Origin of the sequence: Methanopyrus kandleri AV19, from assembly GCF_000007185.1 — an archaeon.
GTDB classification, from domain to species: domain Archaea; phylum JAADCQ01; class Methanopyri; order Methanopyrales; family Methanopyraceae; genus Methanopyrus; species Methanopyrus kandleri.
On the sequence record NC_003551.1, the window covers coordinates 1,632,717 to 1,655,979 of the forward strand.

21 protein-coding genes and 3 tRNA genes are annotated in these 23,263 nt (G+C 61.6%); 9 read left to right on the top strand and 15 right to left on the bottom strand.

From position 1 onward, the window contains the following. The first annotated feature begins 22 nt into the window (after nucleotides 1-22). The 3 genes from argB (at nucleotide 23) to MK_RS08690 (ending at nucleotide 1,721) form a co-directional block, all read left to right on the top strand. Nucleotides 23-763 carry an acetylglutamate kinase gene (gene argB, locus MK_RS08680; RefSeq protein ID WP_011019999.1) on the top strand — a complete coding sequence of 247 codons (741 nt, stop codon included), beginning with the start codon at nucleotides 23-25 and terminating at the stop codon, nucleotides 761-763. Beyond that, nucleotides 697-1,011: a DUF357 domain-containing protein gene (locus tag MK_RS09345; protein WP_011020000.1), complete on the top strand. Its 315-nt coding sequence runs from the start codon at nucleotides 697-699 to the stop codon at nucleotides 1,009-1,011. The genes argB and MK_RS09345 overlap by 67 nt, the downstream gene beginning before the upstream one ends. An 86-nt stretch (nucleotides 1,012-1,097) precedes the next feature. Further along, nucleotides 1,098-1,721: a hypothetical protein gene (locus MK_RS08690; RefSeq protein ID WP_011020001.1), complete on the top strand. Its 624-nt coding sequence runs from the start codon at nucleotides 1,098-1,100 to the stop codon at nucleotides 1,719-1,721. 58 nt (nucleotides 1,722-1,779) lie between these two features. On the opposite strand, the gene MK_RS08695 is transcribed toward MK_RS08690, so the two are convergent. After that, a tRNA-Gly gene (locus MK_RS08695) sits at nucleotides 1,780-1,855 on the bottom strand. Nucleotides 1,856-1,889: 34 nt separating this feature from the next. Further along, the gene (locus MK_RS08700) at nucleotides 1,890-2,543 is read right to left on the bottom strand and encodes an MBL fold metallo-hydrolase (RefSeq protein WP_226988757.1); all 654 of its coding nucleotides are present in this window, start codon (nucleotides 2,541-2,543) and stop codon (nucleotides 1,890-1,892) included. A gap of 24 nt (nucleotides 2,544-2,567) precedes the next feature. Here MK_RS08700 and MK_RS08705 point away from each other — a divergent pair, with 24 nt between their 5' ends. Beyond that, nucleotides 2,568-3,422 (top strand): class I SAM-dependent methyltransferase, encoded by an 855-nt coding sequence (locus MK_RS08705; protein ID WP_011020003.1) that lies wholly within the window; start codon nucleotides 2,568-2,570, stop codon nucleotides 3,420-3,422. 338 nt (nucleotides 3,423-3,760) lie between these two features. Here MK_RS08705 and MK_RS08710 read toward each other — a convergent pair whose 3' ends face one another. The 4 genes from MK_RS08710 to MK_RS08725 form a co-directional block, all read right to left on the bottom strand. Continuing rightward, nucleotides 3,761-4,375: a DUF1678 family protein gene (locus tag MK_RS08710; protein WP_011020004.1), complete on the bottom strand. Its 615-nt coding sequence runs from the start codon at nucleotides 4,373-4,375 to the stop codon at nucleotides 3,761-3,763. A gap of 203 nt (nucleotides 4,376-4,578) precedes the next feature. Then, the gene (locus MK_RS08715; protein ID WP_148679869.1) at nucleotides 4,579-5,163 is read right to left on the bottom strand and encodes an LAGLIDADG family homing endonuclease; all 585 of its coding nucleotides are present in this window, start codon (nucleotides 5,161-5,163) and stop codon (nucleotides 4,579-4,581) included. Beyond that, the gene (locus MK_RS08720; protein WP_011020006.1) at nucleotides 5,141-6,244 is read right to left on the bottom strand and encodes a hypothetical protein; all 1,104 of its coding nucleotides are present in this window, start codon (nucleotides 6,242-6,244) and stop codon (nucleotides 5,141-5,143) included. The genes MK_RS08715 and MK_RS08720 overlap by 23 nt, the downstream gene beginning before the upstream one ends. A 119-nt stretch (nucleotides 6,245-6,363) precedes the next feature. Further along, nucleotides 6,364-6,472: transfer RNA gene (locus tag MK_RS08725), tRNA-Phe, on the bottom strand. Nucleotides 6,473-6,704: 232 nt separating this feature from the next. Here MK_RS08725 and MK_RS08730 point away from each other — a divergent pair. After that, a complete protein-coding gene (locus MK_RS08730) occupies nucleotides 6,705-7,769 on the top strand; it encodes an aconitase X (protein ID WP_158296007.1) in 1,065 nt (354 codons plus the stop codon). A gap of 46 nt (nucleotides 7,770-7,815) precedes the next feature. After that, nucleotides 7,816-7,893: transfer RNA gene (locus MK_RS08735), tRNA-Pro, on the top strand. 64 nt (nucleotides 7,894-7,957) lie between these two features. Here the strand turns inward: MK_RS08735 and MK_RS08740 are convergent. Beyond that, on the bottom strand, nucleotides 7,958-8,797 hold the full coding sequence (locus tag MK_RS08740; RefSeq protein ID WP_011020008.1) for a hypothetical protein: 840 nt from the start codon (nucleotides 8,795-8,797) through the stop codon (nucleotides 7,958-7,960). Between the two features lie 153 nt (nucleotides 8,798-8,950). Here MK_RS08740 and MK_RS08745 point away from each other — a divergent pair, with 153 nt between their 5' ends. Continuing rightward, entirely contained in the window at nucleotides 8,951-9,832 is an 882-nt protein-coding gene (locus MK_RS08745; protein WP_011020009.1) for an SAM-dependent methyltransferase, read from the top strand. Here the strand turns inward: MK_RS08745 and MK_RS08750 are convergent. Together MK_RS08750 and MK_RS08755 are read right to left on the bottom strand one after the other, a co-directional pair. After that, nucleotides 9,780-10,178, bottom strand: coding sequence for a cupin domain-containing protein (locus MK_RS08750; RefSeq protein WP_011020010.1), 399 nt, complete (start codon nucleotides 10,176-10,178; stop codon nucleotides 9,780-9,782). The genes MK_RS08745 and MK_RS08750 overlap by 53 nt on opposite strands. Then, entirely contained in the window at nucleotides 10,175-11,539 is a 1,365-nt protein-coding gene (locus tag MK_RS08755) for a cobyrinate a,c-diamide synthase (RefSeq protein ID WP_158296008.1), read from the bottom strand. Before MK_RS08755 ends, MK_RS08750 begins: the two co-directional genes overlap by 4 nt. Before the next feature lie 113 nt (nucleotides 11,540-11,652). Here MK_RS08755 and MK_RS08760 point away from each other — a divergent pair, with 113 nt between their 5' ends. Next, nucleotides 11,653-11,817 carry a hypothetical protein gene (locus MK_RS08760; protein WP_011020012.1) on the top strand — a complete coding sequence of 55 codons (165 nt, stop codon included), beginning with the start codon at nucleotides 11,653-11,655 and terminating at the stop codon, nucleotides 11,815-11,817. Between the two features lie 183 nt (nucleotides 11,818-12,000). Here the strand turns inward: MK_RS08760 and MK_RS08765 are convergent, their stop codons facing one another. The 3 genes from MK_RS08765 to MK_RS08775 are packed head-to-tail and all read right to left on the bottom strand — an operon-like array spanning nucleotide 12,001 to nucleotide 14,673. After that, nucleotides 12,001-13,191: an NAD(P)/FAD-dependent oxidoreductase gene (locus tag MK_RS08765; RefSeq protein WP_148679871.1), complete on the bottom strand. Its 1,191-nt coding sequence runs from the start codon at nucleotides 13,189-13,191 to the stop codon at nucleotides 12,001-12,003. Between the two features lie 4 nt (nucleotides 13,192-13,195). Next, nucleotides 13,196-13,357, bottom strand: a complete 162-nt coding sequence (locus tag MK_RS08770; RefSeq protein WP_148679986.1) for a DUF362 domain-containing protein — start codon at nucleotides 13,355-13,357, stop codon at nucleotides 13,196-13,198. Between the two features lie 5 nt (nucleotides 13,358-13,362). Next, complete coding sequence (locus MK_RS08775) at nucleotides 13,363-14,673, bottom strand: tRNA pseudouridine(54/55) synthase Pus10 (RefSeq protein ID WP_011020014.1); 1,311 nt, start codon at nucleotides 14,671-14,673, stop codon at nucleotides 13,363-13,365. Between the two features lie 403 nt (nucleotides 14,674-15,076). Here MK_RS08775 and eno point away from each other — a divergent pair, with 403 nt between their 5' ends. Next, nucleotides 15,077-16,360 (top strand): phosphopyruvate hydratase, encoded by a 1,284-nt coding sequence (gene eno / locus MK_RS08780; RefSeq protein ID WP_011020015.1) that lies wholly within the window; start codon nucleotides 15,077-15,079, stop codon nucleotides 16,358-16,360. Here eno and MK_RS08785 read toward each other — a convergent pair. From MK_RS08785 to MK_RS08795, 3 genes are all read right to left on the bottom strand, one after another. Then, complete coding sequence (locus tag MK_RS08785; RefSeq protein WP_148679872.1) at nucleotides 16,357-17,628, bottom strand: hypothetical protein; 1,272 nt, start codon at nucleotides 17,626-17,628, stop codon at nucleotides 16,357-16,359. The genes eno and MK_RS08785 overlap by 4 nt on opposite strands. 131 nt (nucleotides 17,629-17,759) lie before the next feature. Continuing rightward, nucleotides 17,760-19,115 carry an amidophosphoribosyltransferase gene (gene purF, locus MK_RS08790; protein WP_011020017.1) on the bottom strand — a complete coding sequence of 452 codons (1,356 nt, stop codon included), beginning with the start codon at nucleotides 19,113-19,115 and terminating at the stop codon, nucleotides 17,760-17,762. Between the two features lie 418 nt (nucleotides 19,116-19,533). Further along, a complete protein-coding gene (locus MK_RS08795) occupies nucleotides 19,534-23,256 on the bottom strand; it encodes a DNA polymerase II large subunit (protein WP_011020018.1) in 3,723 nt (1,240 codons plus the stop codon). Between the last annotated feature and the right edge of the window lie 7 nt (nucleotides 23,257-23,263).

Consider the following 23,263-nt stretch of genomic DNA (forward strand, 5'->3'; position numbering starts at 1 on the left):
CGCCACCCCGGCGGGTGATACGGTGGAGGTCATCAAGGTGGGCGGAGAGGTACTGGACCGTGTTGAAGACCTAGCCCGGGTCATCGACGATTCCATTTTGGTGCACGGTGGCGGTCCGGAGGTCTCGGACGTGATGGAGCGCATGGGACTAGAACCGAGGTTCGTCCGCGGGCTCAGGGTCACCGACCGGGAGACGCTGCAGGTGGTGATGATGGTCTTGGCCGGTTTAGTGAACAAGCGTCTGGTGGCTGAGCTGCGCTCGGAGGGCATCAACGCGTTGGGCTTGTCCGGGGTCGACGGCGGTCTCCTGATAGCCGAGAAGAGATCGGAGGTAGTCGACGGGGAGGAGGTGGATCTCGGGTACGTGGGTGACGTCAAGCGCGTCAACGCCGAGCTACTCGAATCACTGCTGGACGCCGGGTACGTCCCGGTGGTCGCCCCCCTTGGGGCGGGCGAAGACGGGACCGTGTACAACGTGAACGCCGATACAGCCGCGGGGGCCATCGCCGGAGCGGTGCGTGCGGATCGGCTCGTACTGCTGACGGACGTACCCGGGGTCCTGGAAGATCTGGACGACCCCGAGACCCTTATCGAGCGGGTGCGCCCGGAGGACGTCGAGGAGCTCGAAGAAAAGGGAATCGTCACCGGAGGTATGGTGCCGAAGCTCGAAGCCGCCAAGATGGCGGTGGAGGCGGGATGCCGAGAGGCCGTGATCACGAACCTGGAAGGGTTGCTCGAGGGGAGGGGAACCATCGTGAGGTAGCTGCGCACCTCGGCGAGAAAATCGAAAAATATATCTCCAAACTCCCAAGCGTGTTGAACGAATGCAAACCCAGAGACCGTGCCGGAGAGCGTCTGCTAGACCTGGCGAGCAGGTACTTCTACGATGCTCGGTACTTCCTCGACAGGGGCGAGATGGTGGAGGCTTTCACATGTCTGTCCTACGCGTGGGCCCTTCTGAGAGCCGGGGCCGAAGTAGGCGTGCTGGACGTCCCGGAGGATGAAGTGTGACCCGCCCGCAGGTGATGATTGTCATCCCGGCTGACCCTCCCGGGCATGATGGGGACCACCCAGCTGAAGGGGGCGTCGTCGTAAAATTGGTCCGACCCGTGTCGGTAGGGAAGCACGGCGGTGTATCTGTAGAAGTCCTACACCCGTCGGATCTTCCCCCACAGCTGACTTCACTCTGTAAGATTAAGATCAACGGAGCTAGGGTCATCTCCCGTAGGAGCAATATCGTAGCCTTCCGAGGTAGGCCATCCCTGGAACCGCTCAACGACCTCGACGGTTTCATGTCGATCGCCGCCCGGGAGAGCGAGGTCGTGATGGTCGGTGATCCGTACCTGCGGGTGCTGGCGGTCGAAGAGGGCGAACGGATCGTCGTAAATACGGATCGTCTCCTCGCCTGTCTCGACTTTGAGACCATAGAACTGAAGAACGACGAGATTACCGTGGTCGAATGCGTAGGACCAGACATCGTGGTTCTCGCGTGTTCGAGCCCCGTAGTAGCGTCGCTGAAGTTGGAAGGGGACACCGCACACGTACAGGCGGGGAGCATCCTGTGCTGGTGGAACATCCACACGGAGAACGTCGGTGACTTCCTCAGGCTCACGGGTCAAGGCCACGTGATGCTGTCCATCACCAAGAAACCGGACGCTACCGAGAAAGGCGCCAGTACCGAAAAAACCACCGCACCGAGGAAAGTCAGCTCTTGGATTTAGCGGCCCCCGATGGACCCAATCCGCAATAATGTTACGATCCTTGTAACGATTTGAGGTTTGGTGCGGCCGCCGGGATTTGAACCCGGGCCACGGGCTCGGCAGGCCCGCGTCCTACCAGACTAGACTGCGGCCGCTCGCTCCGCCGCCACCCGGCTCCCCATCTCCCTACTAAATATCTTTTTCGGCCTCACGCAACGCCGCCTCTATCGCCGGGACGGCCTCCCCGATCACCTCGTACCCGTGTCCGGGGAAGATCGACCGAACACCCGTACTCAGCAGCCGCTCCAGGGATTCACACAGCTTCTTCCTGTCCCCGCCCGGAAGGTCCCACCTACCCGGACCGAACCCGAACACGGTATCCCCGGTGAACGCCAAGTCACCGAGCAGGAAACAGCAGCTCCCGGGAGAGTGTCCAGGGGTGTACAGGACCTCCACCTCCTCACCACCCACGTCGAACGTCTCCCCATCCCGGAACGTGAAAGAAGGCTCGTACGCGGGCATCGGGCGTCCGAAGAGGTACGCCGCCGACAGCCTGTCGTCGCCCTCCCGCAGTACCTCGGCCTCCGCCCGGTGCACCCCTACCTCGAGCCCGGCCTCCAGGGCATCGGGACCCGCGGCCGCGTGGTCGAAGTGACTGTGCGTGAGCAGAGCGTACCTGACGTCCACGTTCCCCGGCAACCTGTCGATGACCTCCCCGGAGGCCCCGAGATCGATGAGGATCCCCTCGTCGCCCACGGCCAGCAGGTAGCAATTGCAGTCCGGCGAGGGTGTAATCCCCTTACCGCCGACCCGGAACACCCTCACCTCACCGTCGGAGTACACCTCCAACAAAGGGGCGACTCCCCCATGCGACCCGAGGAGCTCGCGCTGAAGGCCGTACGGGAGGCCCTCCGCAGGACGGTGTTCGACCCGGACGCCTGGACGCACGTCACCGTGGTATCCGACGACGCCCTCCACGTGCATATCCTCACCAATCAGCGTAAGAACGTTGAGGGAAAGGGCGGCCGTAACCGACAGTACCTCGAGGGGTACGCCGAGGGGTACCTGGCCGCTCACGGACACGACGTCGAGGTCCGCGTCTCCGTCGTCGGAGCGGGCCTGAGGGACGAGACCGAGGAGTTCCGGTACCTGCCGCTGAAGCGGGCCCTGAAAGAAGGGGTAATCGAGGAGGGATCCCCTATCCACCGTGTCTGCGAGCGACTAGGGATCGGGTACGTCGTCCTCGGTGCCCGCGAGATCGTCGGACCGAACCCGGCCCTCGTCGAAGTCGTCGAGGGCCTCGAGGGAGAGCGCGCCGTCGACGTCTTCACGGGAACCGGCACGGGGGCGCTCGCCGCGGTCGAGGCGGGCTTCGAGCAGGTTTACGCGATCGACGTGAGGGTACACCCCGAGGTCCGCGAGCGGCTGGAGTCGGAGGGCGTCGAGGTGATCGAGGCCGACTTCCGCGACGTCGACCTGCGGGAGTTCGAACCGATCGACCTCCTCACCGCGGACCCTCCGTACGCGTCCACACTCGAGTTCCTGGAGAAGCTGTCCGAGGAGCGTCCCCGGGTCGACACCGCCGTCGTCTGCCACGGCTTCTCCTCCTGGACGCGCGCCGTGCGGGAGATCCGGGGCTTCCTGATCGAGCTGTTCGAGGACGTCGAGCCGGTGTCCAAGTACGGCCACGAGCTCAGCGTCTGCCGCCGTCTACGGGACTGATCCATCGGACACCCGCTTCCGTGGGAGGTGGTATGAGCGTTTACGTACTACTAGTCACAGGTACTCATGTTGAAATAGCACTATATATGCATTGTTTACGCATTATTATGTGATAACAGTAATACAATCGTTATGGCCTCAAAGCAGTTACAAAATCGGCTAAATCAGGGTCTTGGATGTGGCGGTAGGTTAACCAGTACGAAGCCTGTCCTAGCGGTGAACGATCGTATTACTGGTACCTGACTACCGTATGTGTATAATGCGTGGATAGTACAGTTCCTACACGAGCGTCCGTGGACTACCGTACGTAAGTGCTCATACCACTTGAAGACCTGACGTCACCCGCGCTGGAGTTTCCAGCGTTGGAACTCTAACCCCACGTCGGGTACCTCGTGTTTCTCGTCGAGGGATTTCCCGCGGTGGTGGATCACCTTCCTCAGGTAGCTCGAGTAGTGCGCGGGCCAGCCTCCTAGGGTCCTCACGGCGAAGGATTCCAACCTGTCGGGTAGTTCTTCGAGTAGATCCCGGATTCTTGGTGACTCGGAGGGTCTGGCGTCGAATGCTAGCGCGAGCCCGCGGGCGAGTACCCATCGGGCCTTCTTGTATGGCAAGTCCGAGACCTCGGTCAGGAGGGTCTTGAGCACCGAGCGGAGGTTGCGCATGAGGTGTCGCGCGAGCTCCAGAACCTCTCTACGATCTAAAGAGACTAACCATTCAACAAAGGAAACGCTCTCGTTCTCGGGTTTGCCCAGGTAGAGCGTACGACCGTGCTTGTGTCGGGGGTCACGCCTCCACCTCGCCACGTAGTACGGGCCGCACGTACTACCGTTGACGGTCCTGTAGGTTACCTCCAGGCTCGGCTTCTTCCTCCTACGGTGAACTTCCCTCAGGACTCGGAGCGCGCGGATCCGCTCGACCGGGTTGTAGGGTATGGGTGCGTGCGATCTAACCAACCCCGGCCCACGATCCCGAGTACTGCCCCTAAGTTGTATGGAGGCATGGAGAGAACGGCACCCCGGGATATAAAGGTTGTCACCAGACCCTCCGAGCTGGACGAGCTCGGTGACTCGTACCATACAACTCCTGTGGGAAGGCAACTCGGGCCCGGACGAGGGCGCACCCTCACGATACCGGGGGATGTCACGCCGAGCCGAACTCAGCGGCGCTCGACGTCGACTACCCTATCGAGCACCAGGCCGCCCGGTAGACACCGCTCCTCGACGAACCGCTCGAACGCGTCCTTACCACCTCGGGCCCGGTACCGCAGGTATGCACCCGCCCACAGCCCGAGCTCCCGCTTCCGGACCGAGTACTCGAAGGGAACGCGGGTGAGAAACCGCTCGACGTGTTCCCCTCTGAACCCTAACCCGAAAACGGATCGACGTCCATCTACCGAGGTTTCGTACGATCCAGCCTCAAGAACTCTCGCATACACGCCGGTCGTGCGCTTCAGCAGGCTACTAACCCCCTCCAGAAACTCAGATGACTCTCCCCAGGGCGACGCCTGAGCGATCCCTACCTCCACTCTGTTCTCACGAGCCGATATCCAACCGTCCGCCCCGAACAGACCAGACAGGAATTCTAATGCGACCCGATCCGGCCCTCGGCGAACTAAGCCGGGCACATGAACCCTCCCCGTCTTCCTCCCTTCCGGCATTCCCAGTCCTCTCAACAGCGCCGCGAATCCCTCCGAGTGCACCGCGACTTCGACCGCGTCCCTATCCCCGTACTCGTACCGCACCGGCGAGAGGCCGAGCGCGCGCAGATCGTCCTCGAGCCACCGCAGTCCCTCCGGCTCCCCGTAGAACGACGACGTCAGGCTCCAGATGGCCGTCGCCGATCGCGTACCCCAGAACCCGGGTCAACGTCGGTAGCGCCGGATCCTCCCACCTAAGCGGTAGTAAGTCCAGGTCCCGGAGGAACCTCCGAGCGCCCTCGGGTGCGTCGACGTCGGCGAGCAACGTGCCCCGACGGTCGGCCGCCGGCGGCACCCCCACCGGGTACAGCACGACCCGATCGCCCGGCTTCAGGTCGCCCAGTCGGCGCTTATTCCGGGATGAAACCCACATGTCCGCCGGACCCGCGATTTCGAACCCCAACTCGGTTCGGAGGACCAGTCCTTCATCGCCCGAGTCCGATACACCTACATCGCCCCATCGAGCCGGCCACTTTGTCGAGAGCTGGGTCTCGCGCCGGGCCAACTCGCGGAGCATCCGCCGTGCCCGCTCCGATTGCTCGGGATTGTACCGGAACTCGACCTCCGAGAGGAACCTCCGTAGGTCCCTCCGACCGCGGATCAGCACCTCCACGCGGGCGTACCGGTAGTGCCCCGATGAGACGTGGGACAGTCCGACGACCTCCGCGTCGACGTTCAGTGAGCCCAAAAGTCGGCACACGTCGAGCGCCAGGGACAGTAGATCCAGTTCTCGGTCCGCCCGAGCCCGGAGTTCCAACCGGACGGGTCGGGGACGGCTCCCGTCGAACCCGAGCACCCGACCACGCACGCTGTAGAGACCGGACAACAGCTCGCGCGCCGCCTCGGGATCCTCGAATACCCAGTTCGGGATCCCATCCACGGGGTCCGCGGACGCGCCCGCCATGATCAGCGCTCCGATGAGACGACCGTCTCGGGATTCCACGCTCGTCCACCGCTTGCCGCACCGAACAGACGGGTTCACCCCTAATCGACTCAGATCCGCGAGCAGCTCCGACGCACCTCCTATCGGGACCGAAAGACGCACGCGTGGTCGATCGCCGTCGCGGAACGTTCCCCGACCTAGCAGCACTCCGAACAATCTAGCGAGGATAAGCTCTGGGTTCAACGCGGGGGCCTCACGGTGAGGTGTCGGGAGGGTTTAATGGGAGGACGATCGCGGTTTGCCGACGTCCCCTTCTGTAATCCGGAAACCGTTCGTTTTGAAATTCGTAACGATTCTGGGCTTGGTGCCGCGGCCGGGATTTGAACCCGGGCCCACCGGATGGCGGCGATCCCGCGGAATACCCGCGGGATCTCTTCAGTCCGGCGCTCTCCCAGGCTGAGCTGCCGCGGCTTCGGCGTCACGGCCGGCGACACATACTTTCTATTTAACTTTGTCGCCGGCCTGAAGGCTCGGATCGCCGACCCCGTGCTCGGCTTTCGCGGCGTCTGGCTATTTGTGCGGCTCTAGTTGGGAGATCGTTCGCGGGTTTCGGAGCCCGCACAGACGGCCCAGTCCGAGGGTATAGGTGTAAAGAACCGTCGAGGTCCGTCCGCGGGAACGGCGATCGGTGGGGTGTCCGGGCTTGTACCTGACGAAGGAGGAGGAGCGGATCCTGGACGGCGAGGAGGGTGAGCTGAAGGCTAAGCTCATGGAGGTATTGGTGAAGCTCGGGGACGTCTTCGACGCGGAGCGACTCGTGAGGCCCGCCTCGGTGCACGTGTCCGGGGTGTCGTACGGGACGATCGGCGACGCGGGGCTGAGGTTCCTGAGGAAGGTGGCGGAGGCCGGTCTGAGGGTTTCGGTCCCGACGAGCGTGAACCCGTGTGGCATCTGTCTGGACGGTAACCTCCCGGTGGACGAGGAGTTCGAGCGGAAGCAACGCGAGATCATGGACGCCCTGGAGTCGTTGGGCGTGGCCTCGGTGTACACGTGCGTACCGTACCAGCAGGGGTTCCAACCGTCGCGCGGCGACCTCCTGGCGTGGGGGGAGTCCTCCGCCGTCTTCGTGGCGAACACGTACTACGGTGCGCGGGCGAACCGGGAGGGGGCACCGGCGACGGTCGCGGCGGCGGTCGTGGGGAGGATCCCGGAGTACGGGATGCACCTGGACGAGAACCGGGTGGCGGAGTACGAGGTGGTCGTGGAGTTCGAGCCGCGGAACGACTTCGAGTGGTCGGCGCTGGGGTACTACCTGGGGGAGGCGCTCGACGGGATCCCGGTGCTGAAGTTACCGACGGTTCCCTCGCTGTCGAACGTGAAGTACATGGGAGCCGCGGCGGCGGCCTCGGGAGCGCTGGCTATGGCCTACATCCCGGGGATCACGCCGGAAGAGCCGCGGATGGACTGTCCCGAGCGAATCGAGGTGGAGCGGGAGGACGTGTTCGATCTCGTGGAGGAGCGGTTCGGGACGGAGCGTGAGGGGTTCGCGTTCACGGGGTGTCCTCACAGGCCTGACGGTGAGATCCCGAGGTTCGACGGCTGTGCGATCTGCTGTCCGGCGAACGCGACGCTCGATGGGTACAGGCTCCGGGGGACGTGCCCCGTGGTCGCGCCGATCGAGGACGTCCACGACGTGGTGTTCACGGACTCGCTGAAGGCCGCCCACTACCTGGCGTCACGGGTCGAGGTGAACGTGGGTCCGCTGTGATCGGGGAAAATCATAAGTAGGACGACGTCCGGGACGGCTTTGGGTCGGGGCCGTGGGGTAGCCTGGTCTATCCTTCCGGCTTTGGGGGCCGGAGACCCCGGTTCAAATCCGGGCGGCCCCACCAATTCTGAGAATCGTTACGAATATTATAACGATTTGGGATTTAAGAATTGATTGAGCGAACGAGGTTACCGACGTAGCTCGGGTAGCCGCAGTATCCTCGTGGCTCTGGTGAGATCCTTGATCCTCCACTCGGACTCCCCTAGTACACTCCGCTGAGCTTCACGCCAGCGGTACGTCAGCCTCGCCCTCCAGGAGTCCATGCGCTGCGCGTCCGTGTGGTACTCGTCGTCCTCGCTCATGAGTATCGGACGCTCGGGTTCCTCTGTCGGATCTACACCGGCCCATTCCGCCAGCTCTCGGAGTGCTTCCAGTCCTCGCTCGGTAATGGGGAACTCGATGGTTTCCTCCGGTTTCTCGACCCTCAGGCGGGGCTCGTCCGGCGTTTCTTCGAGCCAGGGCTCGCCGGGACACACATCCGCCCAGCGCATCCTCACTAGGTCCATCACGCTGATTCCCGATTCGGCGATGATGCGGAACGGCGCCCACCAGGATGCGTCCTTGTTTTCTTTTGCCCACTCCTCGATCAAATCTACCAGCTCTAAAATTTCACGAGCGTCCTGCTCGGTCATCTCGGGCGATGCAGGCGATCCGTACGCCTTCACGGTCAGGACGAGCAGTGGGTCCCTACCAACGGCTCGTAGGGCTTTAGTGAGCGCGTACCAGCACAGTCTACCCATTTCATGGTCCAACTCCATGTTACGGACTGACTCCACCAGCAAGTTACGGAGTTCGCGTGCTACCTCTAAAATCTCCTCGTCTGGGGCCTTCTCGAGCCACTCTTCCGGCTCCTCGTCCTCCAGGATCCTCCGGAGGAACTCATCCAGCCTCCGTAAAGCGAAGCGGTATGAGTGCCGGGTGTTTTCGTTGCGTACGTCCAGCAGATCCGCTAGCTTCTCCAAGGCCACGGGGGGCTCCCCCTACGTGAAAGTTTTACGTGGCGTCCGGATGGGCCCCGGCTCCCAGCCGTGGCGCCGTCACGCCATCAGCACATTAGCCGTTGTGCTATATTAGTTATGTTGAACACCGAGAACCCGACATAACCGAAGGGGTATCGCGACGTGTCGGAGCTGAACGTAGTGGAGCTGTTCCACGGTGACCTGTACTCCATCGCGTACCGGGCGGAGCTGGACAAGTTCCTACCGATGATCGGAAGGGCCCGCATCACCCCGGCAGAGCTGACGCTCGCGGGACTGCTGGAGTTAGGGTATGAGGTGGAAGTTACTACGTTGGAGGGGAAATCACTACCCGGTCGACGAAGGATCGAATTGGCGGACGAGGTGAAAGGGGTTGTGACCGGACGATACGTGGAGGAGCTCCTAGACTCGGACCGCGTGCATCACCTCAGGCTTTCCGCTAGGTGTCTCGGGGCGGAGGTCAAGATACGCTACTCATCCGACTGGAAGGTGGAAATAGGAGGCTACGAGGTGGACCCTTCGAAGCTCCACAAGAACCGAGCGTTGGTGAAGCTGCTGGAGTTCGTGTCGACGCGTGAGCCGTCCTTCACGGATCTCGTGGTGGACCTAGGGGCGGCTCCCGGAGGCTGGTCGTCCTTCGCGGCGCAGATGGCGGAGAACGTGGTCGCCGTCGACCCCGCGAGGTTGGAGGATCGCGTGAGGGAGCTGGAGAACGTGCACCATCTGCGTATCACGGCTCACGAGTTCGTCCTCCCCGAGATGATCGGGGTCGGATTCCCCGGGGAGAAGGTGACGCTGCTCTCGGACGTCTACTCCGGGAACCCCGAGGACGACCTGTATGCGGTCCTTCGACTGCTGGAGCGTCTCGAGAACGACGTCGTGTGGGGTTTCGTGAAGGTGGCACCGGCGGAGGACGATGTGTTGGAATGGTTCATGGAGGAAATCGAAGAGGCGGGGTTCGCGGTGGAGAACGTCAATCTCGAGTCGGCGAGCTCGAACGAGACGTTCGTTTACTTCCGAGAGTGACCGTGGTCTCGTGACGGTAGGGTGGGGAGCACACACAAAGTATCCTCAGCGTCTCCGAGCCGTCGTTCTCGACCCAATGTACCGAACCGCGGGGGATCTCCACGCAGTCCTCCGGATGGACCTCCAAGGATCTCGACCCGACGTGTACGATGCCCCGGCCCTCCAGGACCCAGTACACCTCGTCGAAGTCGAGGTGGTAGTGCGGTACCGTGGACTCTCCGGGCGGAATCTCCGCGACGGCCAGGCTCACGGTGTTAACGCGGGAGAACTCCGGGCGCACGACCTCGTAGATCAGCGAGCCGTCAAGGGTCACGTAGGGCACGGAGTCGCGCGGACTGCGTTTCAAGACCCGGTACTCCCCGTGAAGTTAGTGGCGAACGTCGGATGGGAGGCCGCGTGCACGTGGACGTACGTTCCCAACACGTTCGGGAGGTCTTTGGGCCGAAACCCCTCCCGTCCGCGCCAACCTTGACCCCGGATTATCCGGTACGCGCTCTCGAGACCCTCGGGCCTCACGAGGCGTGAGTAATGAAACTCGTGGCCCTTGAACGTCTCCCCCTTACGCGTTACCGGGGTGTCGTCCACGGCGCGGGCGACCGTGTAGCTGAGGCCTTGAACCCTATCCGTCATTTCGACCGCTACGTCGAAGACACCCACCCACCTGTACCTGTCCTCGTTCCACCTGAGCTCCCTACACAGGTACATGAAGCCGCCGCATTCCGCATATATCGGGGCGCCCGACTCCGCCAACTCTCGGATGGAGTTACGCGTACTCTCGGCATCTTCCAGCTGACGTGCGAACAGCTCCGGGTAGCCGCCCCCGATGTAAAGCGCATCCGCGTCGGGTGGAACGTCCTCGTCGCGCACGGGGCTGAACTCCAGGAGCTTCGCGCCGTTCTCCTCGAGTGCCTCCAGGTTCTCCGGGTAGTAGAAGTTGAAAGCCTCATCCTTAGCCACGGCGATGCGGCATTTGGTCGGGTTCACTTCCCAGGGACGCTCCCCGGGCCCCAGCGGACCGGCGGCCTCCGCCACGTCGATGAGCGCGTCCAGGTCCACATGCTCGGAGATCACCTCGGCCACTGTGCGGAGACGTTCCCTCATCTCCTCGAGGCGTTCGGGGGTCGGCACCAGACCCAAATGCCGGTATTCCACCTTGAGCCTGCGGTCCCTAGGGACGTAACCCAGGACCTTGACGTCGGTGTACTTAACCAGGGCGCGTCGCACCTTGTGGTAGTGAACCTCGGACCTGATGCGGTTCAGTATCACACCGGCTATGTTCGCTCCTTCCAGTTCCGCGTAGCCCTTCACCAACGCCGCCACACTCTTGGTGAGACTCCGGGCGTCGACGATCAACACTACGGGTGCGTTGAGGACCTCGGAGACGTGATACGTGCTCCCCCTCACACCGACGGCGCCGATACCCTCGTAAAGCCCTCGAACTCCCTCCACGACGGCGAGATCGGCGCCCTCACATCGGTGCTCGAAGAGCCATCTGACGTGCTTCTCGCGGAAGAGGAACGTGTCGAGGTTACCGCACGGTCGCCCGGAAGCCAACCAGTGGTACGACGGATCGATGTAGTCGGGGCCCACCTTGAACGGTTGTACCTCGTAGCCGTCGGCTCGTAGCGCCTGAATTATGCCGGCGGTGATCATAGTCTTACCGCAGGCGCTGGACGAGCCCGCGAGTACTATCCGGGGTATCGGCAACAGGGCACCCCTGTTTCCGTGTATCATAAAATTTGATATACAGGACTTCCACGCCGACCGCTCGGGGGAAAAGCTTCACGGCCATGCGATGCAGGAGATGCGGTTCCTCCAACTTGGAGGAGCGTGACGAAGGCGACTACGTCGTCGTTAAGTGCCGCGAGTGTGGTCACGTCATCGTCCGCAGGAAGGTAGGGTCGGCAGGTCTGACCACCGAGACACTGGGTATCGCCGTGGCCGCAGCAGTGACCGCGACGGCGATCGCCTCGACGCTCGTGTAAGAGGTTAGGGAAGACGGAAATTAGGGTCATCGGAAGGCCCGCACGGCCCCTCGCTCGTTGGATGTCCCGGCCCGGTACGCAACGGCGCCCATCCCGGGAGGGGACACCTCCCAAGTCGCGCCGCCACTGGGAAGTTGTGTGGCCGGGGCGGGGAAATCCGATACCAACGCCCCGACTCCGTATTTATTTCATGAGGTGCTTGGCGTACTTCAGGAGCGACGGTTTCCTGCTGATCACCTTCTTGGCCACCTTCACGACTTCCTCTCCCTTCACTAACCTGAGGATATCCTCACGGTCCAGCGCCTCCGCCAATGCGTTGAGCTCCTCGTTACTCATTTCGGAGAATATCTTAGACGCCTTCAGGGCGTATTTGAACGTCTTACCGAACTCTTCCTCCCACCGGTCTTGGTACCGTTTCAGGAAGGAGGCGGACGTGTCGTCCTCTTCGATCGCCTCGGCCGCCACCTCGCCCGCGATCCGACCGCAAACCAGGGAAGTATGAAGACCACCGCCGGTTAACGGGTTGACCTGGCGGGCCGCATCACCCACGAGGAGGATCCCGTCACCGTACGTCCGCTCGACGGGCCCGCACACCGGCACACCACCCACGTTCACTTCCACGGGGACGGCGTCCGCCACCGCTTCCGAGATCAGCTCGTGATCCTCCAAGGCACGGTTCAGTACCTTCAGCGCATCCCCGGGTTCGGATTCGGACCCTCGGATACCTAATCCCACGTTCGCCCGACCTTCGCCCTTCGGGAAGATCCAGAAGTACCCTCCCGGGAAGAACTCGGCGTCGACGAAGAAGTGCGTGGCGTCCTCCTCCACATCAACGCCCACCATCTCATATTGCGCGCAGGTACACATCTCTACGGGTTTGAGCGATGGAACCAGTCCGGCGGTTCTTCCTATGCGTGATTCGATTCCGTCTGCGGCGATGACGATGCGGGCTCGGACCTCGTGCACTCCATCCTCGCCCTCGTACTCGACCCCGACCACCCGACCCTCATCTAACAACGCCCGTCGAGCATGCGCCAACAACTCGACCTCCGCACCAGCCTCCACCGCCCGAACAACCAACCACTTATCAAACACACGACGCTCCAACACGTACCCGTCACCGGGGACCTCGAACTCCTTCCCGTTGGGAGCGTAGATGAGGGCGCGCGAGATCTCGGTAGCGATCCACTCATCCTGGGGCTCGATGCCAGCGTGTTCGAGCCCGTGTGCACTTATTCCTTCGGCGCACTGTTTGGGGACGCCGATCTCGGCCTTACGCTCGAGTATCAGGACATCACAACCGGCCTCCGCCGCGGCCCACGCCGCCACCGAACCCGCCGGACCCGCACCGACCACCACCACATCGAACTCCATAGCCTCACTCCCCCTCGTTCTCGATGGCGCCCGTCGGGCAAACCTTGGCGCAAATACCACAGTCATCGCACTCAGGACCGAACTCGGGCTTTCCACCGGAAATCGTCAGCGCGTCCTTGGGGCAGACCGCAGCGCACGCGGCGCACCCGAGACAGCGTTCGACCATGACTTTCAACTCCGATCACCTCCCTCATCCAGAAACTCGATCACATCGAGACGCTCACATTCCGCTTCAACCTCAACAAGCTCGGCGAGACTGGGGCGAGTCCGTCCAGCATCTCCAGATATTAATTCTTTCACGTACAGTCCCGGGTCGCAGAGGAACTCGATGACGGCTCGATCTCCGTCGTACTCGATCAGCTTGGCCTCGTGAACTCTTTTCCTCCTAACTTTGTCCGCCCTCCTGTGGAGCACGCGCCTCGGTGTCCTCTGCTCTATCACACTCCTCTCCAGCCCCTTCAGGACTTCTCTCAGCTTGTCCTCCGGAACTGGTTTTCCGAACTTCACCCACGCTCGGTACCTCTTCCGGGATCGCTCGGAGAGGTCTTTTACCTTCCCGACGTCTTCGGGATCCCCGTACTCCAGTCCCACCACCTGTACGTCGTCGCCCACCTTCCGGTTGATCTCTCCTTCGATCTCCTTAAGGTCGACATTCCGGCGCTTAGGGTACAGGAGTTCCATCACGAAAGGTCTACCGTTTCCGAGCATTCTCACGTCGATGTCCTCGCGACCCGCGGCGTGGAACTTGTGCGACTCCGCCAGGAAGGCGTCCTTCAGCACCATCCCAATGAGTTCCTCCACGGACTCCGTGTACAGCTTACCGGTGAAATCGCAGTTCGGACATCCCGCCCCCCGGCACCGCGGGCAGGGCCACTTCGTCTGCGGGATCCCCCTCCTCAACTTAAGGTAGCGCCCTCGCACGTAGATGGGGCGTACGTGGACTTCGAACTTCGGATCCTCCAAGGAGGGCCGGAAATCGAACACCACCTCGATATCCGGGTTCCTCGGATCCGCGCGCACGTCCAGCAGGTGTTCCACCCTCTTACCGACCTCCCTGTTGAACTCGCGTTTGATGGGTTCACCCTCGACGCCGAGCGTCTCCCAGAGCTCCTTCTCGGCTTTCCGTATCTCCTCCGGCCATCTGGATCCCACCACGAACCCCCGAAACTCAAGGTCCTTCAACTCACACGCGACTACCTCGGCGAACTCGTCCACTTTGTCCAGCACTCCACGGCATACACCACAGGGTTCGGGCTCGGGAGGGTCGTCGAGTACCGCTGCGGCCTCCTCCAGCCCGGATCGGGCGAGCAGCTCGAGTGTCTCCTCCTCCCCTTCCAAGTGTGCTCGCATTCCTAGGTACAGCTTAATGGCTCGACCCCGCTCCCTGTTCTCGAGCCCTGTCAACCCGTAACCGAAGGCCCGGCCCAGGCAGGAATCGCACGGATTGAACCGTTTCAGCGCCTCTCGTAGCCGATCGATCACGGCGGATCACCACCCGTGAGTCGCTCCGAGAGACGTTGACATCGACGGATCGGTGACGACGGCTAAGACTTGCACCCGAGTACAACGGCAGCGTAAAGCGTCCGAGCGGTTTCATGCACGCCACGGGTTAGGAGCTCCTGGGTGGATCATTCCCGCCTTCTTCCGTCGTGGGTTGCCCTACCGTTGTCGATGCGATAACGCGACTATCACGCTCGCACAAAAAGTCAAAGCGCACTCAGGTGGGAAGACAGCACACTAATCCGCCACCGACTCGGGAGTCCTGAATCCAAGTCGACCTTACGTAAGTGCGTTAAACCCCACCGAAGTCCGCCGCTGCCCCCGCGACACCATGAACGGCAACGGTTTAACCCGCGGTGCGATCGTAAGGCGGGGGTTCGGGAGCATGCCCAGAATAGTCTCCGTGAAGGCCAGGGAAGTGTTAGACTCACGCGGAGAACCCACGGTGGAAGTGGAGGTGGAACTCGAAGACGGTACCGTCGGTCGGGCCATGGTCCCATCCGGAGCTTCCACGGGCACGTACGAAGCGCTGGAGCTGAGGGACGGCGACGATCGTTACGGAGGTAAGGGAGTACGCCGTGCCGTCAGGAACGTGGAGGAGATCATCGCCCCGGAGATCGAGGGACTCGACGCGACGGCCCAACCTGACATCGACCGCACGATGATCGAGCTCGACGGCACCGAGAACAAGTCTCACCTCGGAGCGAACGCGATCCTGGGAGTCTCGCTGGCGGTCGCCCGGGCGGCGGCCAAGTCGCTGGGGATACCGTTGTACCGATACCTAGGTGGTCCGACGGCGCGCCGACTGCCCGTGCCGTTCATGAACGTGATCAACGGCGGCGAGCACGCGGGTAACGAACTCGACTTCCAGGAGCACATGATCGTCCCGCACGGCTTCGAGTCGTTCTCCGAGGCTCTTCGAGCCGGTGTGGAGACGTACCACGTCCTCGGGGAGCTACTGGAGGAGGAGTACGGACCTATCGCCACGAACGTGGGTGACGAGGGCGGTTACGCTCCACCGATGAAGGATACGGTGGAACCACTGGACGTCCTCGTGGAGGCCATCGAGGAGGCCGGATACGCACCCGGCAAGGAGATCGCGTTGGCCCTGGACGCAGCCGCGAGCGAGTTCTACGACGAGGACTCGGGGACGTACAGGGCGTACGGTCAGAAGTATACCCGCGACGAGCTGATCGACGTGTACAAGGATCTGGTAAGCCAGTACCCGATCGTTTCCATAGAGGACCCGCTGCACGAGGAGGACTTCCGGGGCTTCGCCAAGATCACCGAGGAGCTAGGCGATAAGGTCCAAATCGTGGGTGACGACCTGTTCGTGACGAACCCGGACCGCCTGCGGAAGGGGATCGAAATGGGGGCGGCGAACGCCCTGCTCCTGAAGGTGAACCAGATCGGAACCCTGACGGAGGCCGTGGAGGCGGGTGAGCTCGCGCTTCAACACGGGTACGGTGTGATGGTGAGCCACCGGAGCGGCGACACCGAGGACCCGTTCATCGCCGACCTGGCCGTGGCCCTAGGGTGCGGACAGATCAAGACCGGAGCGCCCGCCCGTAGCTCTAGGACGGCCAAGTACAACCGCCTGCTCCGGATCGAGGAAGACTTAGCCGGGGCGGCGGAGTTCGGACCCCGGAACGACTTCTTCCTCCCCTAACTCTCACTCTCCGGTATCCACACCTTCGACACCACTTCTCGAGCCATCTTAGACCAGCTCAGGAAATACACGGTCCACAGAACGGGCGTAGCCGTCGCTATAGGGAACGTAACCCACCACAGTCCCGGAGATGCTGCCGAACCAGCGAAGAACACGGACAACAGCGCGAATACTACCGAGAAAAGGATCACCCTATCTTCCCTAATCGTCGCTCGTAGTGCCATACACCACCGTACGGCGCCCCTCGGATCGACCCAACGTAGCGTCTTCACCAGGGGTACCAGGGAAACCATGGCGATCACGAGTTCGATTACCGCCGTAAGGTGCGCGGAGGGTGGTAGCGACTTGCGAAGCATCGCGGTCTCCGCCAAGCTACCGTGAAGGCAGGTGCCCAACCCCGAGAATATCGAGACCATCGCCACTAGGCTGAAAAACGCGCGAACTCCGTGAAGCTCCACGGTCTTCACGCGGTTGTTCAACAGGAACGACAGTACCGACGTCGCCAAGATCCAAGGCGCAGCCGTGAAGAGGAAAACACCCAGGGCCTTCGGTCCCCAATACTTCAACACGCCCCTAACGACCGCTAGAAACACCAGGAGTGCCGACACTATCGGCCCTGTACGCAGAATTTTGTTGAAGCTGGACGCCAAGCTTTGCCCTTTGGCGGCCTCTTCGGCCGCGATCACGGTATCCACGGGGTCCTCGCGCAGGGACCTTTTTGCGGCCTTAACCGGCAGGGAGGCCACGCACAGGAACCAGTACATCCACCTAGGCGCCCACCCGTCCTCGCGGCCCAGCTCCACGGAATCTCCCGGCCACACGGCCTTCACGGACCCCTGCGCTTCGTGCAGGACCGGTGACCTACCGAGCTCCACCATTTTGCATAGTACAGTCGCCACACGGTCGGCGCCCGCCCTGGCGTACGTCTCTTTGTCGACCTCCGACGCGCGCCGTTCCTCGAGCAGTCGTTGTAGATCACGCATGAGCCGCTTCGAGTGGAAAGGTAGCTCCACGTGTCCGCTCCGAGTGAGGATAATCATCTTACGTCTTCGTCTCTTGAACTCGAAGTCCACACTAATTCCAGTGATCTCATCCACGGGAACTTCCGTGACGTCCTTACCACGGATTATCAACACCCTATCCTCTCCTACGACGACCAGTTTCTCCCTCTTCAGAACCCGTAGTAGGTACAGTAGAGGCAGCAGAAGGGGTGCAACTACTATCGGGATCGCTATCGCTCCAACCACCATCGGGTAGTGTTTTTCCACTATTACCTTTATCCCGACCGCGGCGACTAGTCCGACGATTACGAGGTTAAGTGTCGCGACTATGAGGAATCCGGTACGCTGATACAGCCGGGGGTCTATAGACGCGGGGTTCCACCCCCTCTTACCCCCGGTCATTCGGGGACCGGGGTGGGGTACTCCCCCGTGAGGCAACCCACGCACAGCTCCCGTTTCTTCAATCTGATCGACTCGACGAGACCTTCTAGAGACAGGTAAGCCAGCGAGTCTGCCGAGATTTTCTCACAGATCTCTGGAACATCGAGGTCTGCGGCTATTAGCTCCTCCTTCGTGGCCATGTCGATCCCGTAGTAACAAGGGGACACCACGGGAGGTGACGCGATCCTCATGTGAACCTCACGGGCCCCGGCATCCCGCAGCATTTCCACTATTTGTCGAGAGGTGTTTCCACGTACGATGCTGTCGTCCACTACTGCCAGCGAGCACCCTTTGATCACCTCCCGGATGGGGTTCAGCTTTACCCGGATGCTCCGTACGCGCTCCTCCTGCTCCGGCATGATGAACGTCCTACCCACGTACCGATTTTTGATCAGTCCCTCTTCCATAGGGACCCCCAACGACTCCGCGTATCCCAGCGCCGCCGTCCGACCCGAATCCGGGACGGGAACCACCAGATCGCACTCGACCGGGGCCTCCTCGGCGAGTCGCTTACCCATGCACTTCCGACATTCGTACACGCACCTGCCTTCGATGATGGAATCCGGCCGTGCGAAGTACACGAACTCGAACATACAGACGGCCTTGCGTTCCCTTCTCACGACTTTACTTTCGACGTCGCCCTCCCGAATCCAAACTACCTCGCCACGTTCCAGCTCGCGGCGTTCCTCCACACCTAACACGTCCAGACCTACCGTCTCGGAGGAAACGAAGAAGCCACGTTCGTCCCATCCCAGGCACAGTGGTCGGAATCCCCAGGGATCTCGGACCGCGATTAGGTCACCGTGACTCGTTATCACGGTCAGGGAGTACGAGCCTACCAACCGTTCCATAACGTCCTCGAACGCCTCGAACATATCGTCGGTCTCGGTGAGAGCGACCGCGAGCAGTCGGGCGATGACCTCCGAATCAGTCTCCGAAACGAAAGCATGTCCGTCGGAAACGAGCTCCCGCCTTAGCTCTTCGGAGTTCACGATGTCTCCGTTGTGGGCCAAAGCCAGCTCGCCCTTCGAGTACCCCACTTTGAACGGTTGGGCGTTGACGAGCTCGGAAGCGCCAGTCGTCGAGTACCTGACGTGGCCGATACCCACTGGACCCGAGAGCTTCCGCAGGTCGGGCCGATCGAAGACTTCGGTCACTAGGCCCATGCCCTTCTTCCCGACCAGTCGGAGTCCATCGTACACGCAGATTCCGGCCGACTCTTGGCCCCTGTGCTGGTTCGCATGGAGGATGAGGTAATTATAAACGCCCGCCTCGTTTTCCTTAAGCAGGTAACAGCCGGAAACCCCGCACAACCACTACACCCCCGGGCGGTACCCTACATGGGCACGGTTCTGACCGTAGCGGTCCTTCTGTGGTCGCTCATATCGTACCCGGTCAACGCGGTCGAGCCGGTAGAGTACTCCACCCACGGAACCGAATCCCCCTTGGACAAAGGGCATTACGCGGATCACCGATTCGATCGCGAGCTCCGAGAACAGCCTACACTAACCCGACCGGAGTACCGCGCCGATCGAACTGACACCGGGGAAGTCGGAAGGGAATCCAAAGAGAAACTAGACGGCAAGCGTGGCAAGAACCGCGGCGGGCGTCAGCACGGCGGAGGATCTGCTGACGGGCGAGCGTCGGTACGGAACGCCAAGTGGATCGGTGCCGGAGTGACTCTAAGCCTGTCGTTATTGGGGGCCCTGATCATGTGGGAGAGCTCACGGGCTACGTCTCGCCGAAGAACTTCTTGAGTGACACGCTGTGGTCGCTTCCGAACAGCGTCTTCGCTTCTTCCTCCAGCAGCTCCACCTCCGAGGCGATCGTCCTCCATTCCTCGTCGTGCGTGCCGAACTCCTCCACCAGTCGCTTAGCAGGTTCCAGGTACTTCGTCGCCGTCGCCGGGTAGATGGTTAACAGTACGTCACCGCCGCACCGCGGGCACTTGCCGCTGAGCGGGGGTACGTTGAACTTCGCATTGCAGCGTGAGCAGCGGAACTTCTGACGCCCGAACTTCCGCAGGTTTCCTTTGATATCAGGCAAGAAGTGGGAGTCGAGGACTATCTTCGCAACGTCGGACTCGTCCACGGCTCGGATCCTCCTGGCGAGGTCGAGCTGCTCCTCGAGCTTCTCCTCCATCTTCTCCAGCCTGGAGTACCGCGTCACGGTAGGTCCGAGGTCTATCGCCTCGGTATCGTGGGTGAACTGGAGCCCCCGGGGTAAGTCGAGTCTGTCCTCAAGTCGCTCTATGAGCTCTTCCGCCTCTCCCGCGTCGGCGTATTCCAAGGCCTTCCTGTACAGCTCCAGCGGGTAGTCGCCGCAGACATCCATGTTCCAGACTTCATCGTCGATCTCGTACGGGTCCACCACCGCGGTGAGCACCAGCGGGGCGTCCATCAGGCCCCCGCGTTTGTCAGGTAGGTACAGGCGGCTGAAGTTCAGGAGGACGTCGAGTAACAGCATGAAGGCGTCCTCGTCACCGTCGCAGTTCCTGCGTCGGGCCGCGTTGATTATGGGGTGGTTGTACCAGCAGTTAATGTCCGCGATTCCGACTACGCGCCCCACCACGCCGCATGAGGTATGCGGCGCTAAAGTGACGATTAAGTGTCCGATCAGATCCTCCGGCTTCTCCACGCCGTACACGGGCTCGAGTCCGTAATATTTCCGCAGGAGATCATCCAGGTACTGGCAGACCCGGACGGCCCACTCCGCGGCCTTCCTCGGTAGCACCACGTCCTGCGGGTAGAGCTCCACCACCTGATCCTCCGAGACCACGGGATCGCCGTTGATGTCCCGCTCGAACCCCAGGAGTCTGGCCTTGAACGGCGTTAACCCTACCTCCTTCAGCCTCACGTGCGTCAGCGGGCAGTCGTTACAATCGAAGCGTAGGGTACCATCCTTGAATACGAAGAGGTCCCTCTTAGCCCTCAGGATACCTTTCTGCAACGGTTCGGGCATTTTCAGCCTGCTGGTCATTCCTTTTACTCCTTTGAGCGTATCGGTAGTACCGACTTCCTCCTCCGCGCGTCGGACCAGCTCCCTAACCGGCAGCGAGGAATACGGGTCGTCGTTCCGCTCGATGTCGGCGCGGACGACGGGATCGGGCTCCTCGCAGTCGCACTCGTCAGCTGGCTCATCACACCGGTTACAGTACTGCACGGTTTCCGTACCGCAGAACGGACACACCCGGTACGGTACCAGCCGGTCGCACTCCGGGCAGATCCGGTAGCAGACCTCGACGCGATCCGTGTCCTCCGATTCCCCTCGATGGAACTTCATGATATCTCGCTGATTACCGCCGGCTATGCCGATAGGGAACAGTACGTGCGGCGGTGGACTCATCTTCCTCTCACGTGCCTTCTCCGGTCTCCCCATCCGGGCTCCTATTCTCGTCGGCGCCTTCTCACGGATCGGGAACCCGGCTAGCTTGGACACGTACCGGCACGTCTCGTCCCGTATCACGAGGTAATCCAGCAAGTAGTCCAGATCCTCGTCCTGCTCGCGGAACTCTCCGCTCTCGGGGTCGTACCCGAGCTGGGCCAACAGCGCCGACGCCCAGGGTTCCTCCACCACGATCGTGTCGTCTTCGAGCCTGTGGGGGACGAGCAGATCCTCCAATATACGCTTGATCTCTCCGTCGTTCTCGAACTCGACTCGTAGGTTCCCCCATTCCGACCCGGCGACCTCGAGTGCCTCTCGGAGCTCGTCTACGTCCTTCGGTTTCACGTCGTGCCATAGGAACGTGTACTTCGGGTGGAACGGAACCCCGTACTCGCGCGACAGTTCGATGGCCTCCTCCACGCTCATACGCTCCGGGGAGCTGAGGCGCGGTATCACTTCCTTTCTCACTAATTCGACGATGGAACGGGCCACCTTCACGGGACCGTTCAGGAAGCCGTCGAGGTTGTTCCCGTTCCCGGACAGCCTGCTCGCTTCCTTCACCAATCGCTTCAATGGAACATCCTTCAGCTTCTCGAAGACGTCGTTCGGGAGGTTCTTCCTGAGGCCTATCACCTTGACAACGTCCGGTACTTCCTTCACCCACCACTCCGGGCAGTACGCCGGAGGGACGAGCGGATGGTTGTTCTCTATGAACTCACCCACCGCGACCAACATCTCGCCTAGGTCCAGTATCTCCTCGATCTCATCCTTCTCGACGAGTTCCTTCGCCTCTCTCGGATCGTCTAGACGTACGACCGAACCGTCTCGGAGCTTTACCACCGGAGGCTCTATCTCGGTCACCGGCAGCACGCAAGCCGCCTTGCCCGGCCGCTCCACCTTCAGCTGTGTACCTATGACTATGAAGCCCTTTGTAACGTACATCAACGACGGGTGGACTCCGACGGCCGCGAAACCGGTATTCCTAGCCCGACCGTATCGGAGCCGGAAACCTCCTTTAGCTGACGGGTGAGAAAGTAGCGGCCTCCCCGCTACGAGCTCGCCCATGTACTTGTCGTTGGGTTTGATCTTGGTCTTTTCCTCCTCCCCTTCCTCTTCGTCGTCGGATCCCTTGTTCACGAGCTTTTCCAGGAACTCCCATCCGTCAATTCCATACTTCTCGACGCGTTTGATCAGCTTCGGAGCCTTCTGACAGATACCCTCACAGATAACCAGAAGGGCGCCTCCGCGGAGTTGGTTAGGGAGATGTGGGATGTCACGGTGACCTTGTACCTCCACCTCCTCCGTGGGTTCTCCGTCGATCTCGATCGGGATGTTCTTCGCGACTAACTCGACCTCTTCCTCCGAAGGATTGTACTGGAACGACCCTACCTTATCCAGATACGTCACGACTTCTTCCACGTATCGACCTACAAGGTCGTGATCGAAGTCGTCCGGGTTGAACCTCGGTAGGCCGGCTACTTGACGAGCATAATCGGCGAGGAGTGCAGAAAGAGCCGCCGCCGTACCACCTGCGGCTCGGATCGGTCCGGCGTATTTGACGGCTAAGTAACAGTTCTCAGGGTCGACTTCTTTCCCACACTCCGTGCACACGAGCTTCGGCTCCTCATGCGGGGGTTCCGACTCGTCGACGACCCTGTGGCCCGTACCCCGCTCACGGATCTCGACGGCCGCGATGCCTTCCAGTGGGGCCGATACCACGGCTTCCGTCAGCACCGCCAGGCCTATTCTAACCGCGTAATCTATCCTCTTGTGCAGCGGTAAGTCGCCTTTGACCTTCAGCTCTCCCTTAATTACCTCCTCTACGATACGAAACGTGGCTTCCTCACGGTCCCCGAGCTCTTCCTCCAACTCCTCCAGTCGATCCGCTACGTTTTCGACCTGGAGCAGACCCTCCACTCGCTCACCGATCGACGTGGCCAGCATCACCTCGGGTTCCGGTTTCGGATCTTCCCTACGCTGTCTGGCCTTCGTAGCGACGTCGACGAAGCGGGAAGAGACCTCTTCCAGCGTCTCCCGATACCTGTCCAACTCCTCACGCGCTCTGTTCACAACGGGA